Source organism: Candidatus Eisenbacteria bacterium, assembly GCA_016867495.1.
In the GTDB taxonomy this organism is placed as follows: domain Bacteria; phylum Eisenbacteria; class RBG-16-71-46; order CAIMUX01; family VGJL01; genus VGJL01.
On record VGJL01000300.1, the window covers coordinates 1 to 2,351 of the forward strand.

The 2,351-nt window shown below is 67.4% G+C and carries 2 protein-coding genes; one reads left to right on the forward strand and one right to left on the reverse strand.

The features are described 5' to 3' along the window. On the reverse strand, positions 1-1,346 hold a 1,346-nt coding region (locus FJY88_13685), incomplete at its 3' end, for a phosphopyruvate hydratase (GenBank protein MBM3288377.1). 507 nt (positions 1,347-1,853) lie between these two features. Between FJY88_13685 and FJY88_13690 the strand changes: the two genes are divergently transcribed. Beyond that, on the forward strand, positions 1,854-2,351 hold a 498-nt coding region (locus FJY88_13690; GenBank protein ID MBM3288378.1), incomplete at its 3' end, for a sigma-70 family RNA polymerase sigma factor.

Genomic DNA, 2,351 nt, shown 5'->3' on the forward strand with positions numbered 1-2,351 from the left:
GCGCCCTTCCGCGCACGCGCCCGACCTCGTCCCGCCTCCCTCTCCACCAGCCCCCGAAACGCCCTGCGGCCGGGATACCGCGCCTCGTCCCCAAGCTCCTCCTCGATCCTCAGGAGCTGGTTGTACTTCGCGATCCTCTCCGAGCGGCAGACCGATCCCGTCTTGATCATCCCGGCATTCGTGGCGACGGCGAGATCGGCGATGAACGTGTCCTCCGTCTCTCCGCTCCGGTGCGAGATCACCGTCGTGTAGCCGCTCGTGCGCGCCAGGTCGATCGTCTCGAGCGTCTCCGTCAGCGTCCCGATCTGATTGAGCTTGATCAGGATCGAGTTGGCGACCTTCTCCTCGATCCCGCGCCGCAGCCGCGCCGTGTTCGTGACGAAGATATCGTCCCCCACGATCTGCACGCGGGAGCCGAGGCGCGCCGTCAACTGCGCCCATCCCCTCCAGTCATCCTCCGCGAGGCCGTCCTCGATCGAGACGATCGGGAAGTCGCGCACGAGACCCTCGTAGTAATCGATCATCTCCTTCGCGGAGAGGCTCTTCTTCTCCGCCTTCAGGACATACTTGCCGCTCTTGTAGAACTCGCTCGCGGCGGCGTCGATCGCGAGGGCGATCTGCGAGCCCTTCTTGTATCCCGCCGCCTCGATCGCGCGGACGAGCAGCTCGCACGCCTGGCGATTCGACGCCAGCTCCGGCGCGAACCCGCCCTCGTCGCCGACGCCGGTTGAGAGCCCCCGTCCGGTGCGCGGATCCTTCATTCCCTTGAGGATCGCCTTCAACGCCCAGAAGACCTCCGATCCCATCCGGAGAGCCTCGGCGAAGTTGATCGCCCCGACCGGCACCAGCATGAACTCCTGGATGTCGAGCCCGTTGTCCGCGTGGGCGCCGCCGTTGATCACATTCATCATCGGCACCGGCAGCGTGCGGGCCCGCACTCCGCCAATGTAACGGTACAGAGGCAGCCCGAAGGTCTCCGCCGCCGCCCGCGCCACGGCCATGCTGACCGGCAGGATCGCGTTCGCGCCGAGGTTCGACTTGTTCGCCGTCCCGTCCAGATCGCACAAGATGCGATCGACACCCACCTGATCCGACGCGTCGAGTCCCAGGATCTCCTCGATGATCTTGCCGTGGATGTTCTCGATCGCCTTCTGGACCCCCTTGCCGCAGAAGCGCCTCGGATCCTTGTCGCGCAGCTCGAGCGCCTCGTGCTCCCCCGTGGAGGCTCCCGATGGGGCGGCGGCGCGCCCCCGCGCCCCGCTGCTCAGCTGGACCTCGACCTCGACGGTCGGCAGTCCTCTCGAATCGAGGATCTCGCGCGCGTGGACCAGTTCGATCAGCGTCATGGGGAACTCCTCCTGTAGTGCCTCCGGCGATATCGGCCCGCGGATGCGTCCGCTCCAGGAGTCGACGCCCCGCCTCCGCGCCGCCGTCCTCTAGTCCATCGCGCGGCGACCAAAACCTAGCCGACCGCATCGAGCCGGTCAAGCCGCAAGCCGCCCATGCCCCGGGAGCGCGTCGGGCGGGCGCTCTCTCCGGCGATCTTCTTCGATCCCCCGGCAGTGGGGTTGCGGCGGTGCGGCCGTGGCAGTGCGGCCGTCCGGCTTGACGGACCGGCCTGTCGCATCTAGCTTCGCTCTCGACCCATGATTCACTCTCGGTCCGCGAGTCATGCCTTCTGGACGCTTCGGGCTGGATCTGAGAAGCGAACGGGCGCGCCGCGAGGAGGACCCGCCGCGACGGTTCCCTTCGCCCCGCTAGGTTCGCCTATGCGGCGCGGGGCTTCGGGAACCTGTCGGGGTCCCCGGATCCCGCGCAGAATCCTCAACAGGGCCCGCGCCAGGGGATGAAGGATGACGTACGCCGGAATCGACGAGGTTTCGCTCATCCGCCGGTGCCTGAAGGGGGATCAGGAAGCGATTCGGCGACTGATCCACCTCTACCAGGGTCCGATCTACCACCTCATATGGAAAGCGATCGGCAACGAGGAGGAGGCGCGCGATCTGACGCAGGAGACCTTCATCCGAGCCCTCCGCGCCCTCGATCGCTTCGATCTCGCCCGCCCCTTCCGCAACTGGATCCTGCGCATCGCCAGCAACCTCGCCATCGACCACCTGCGGCGCGCGCGCCTGCGAACCGTCTCGATCGATGTCGATCCCGATTCCGACGAGGGGTTCCATGCGCCGATCCTGGTCGACGAAAACCCGCGACCCGACGAGACGGACGAGCGCCGGCGCCTCTCCGATCGCCTCTCCTCGCTCGTCGCCAAGCTGCCGCCCGAGTACCGCCTTGTCGTCCATCTGCGGCACCGGGAGCAGCTGGCTTACGAGGAGATCGCCCGGGTTCTCGAC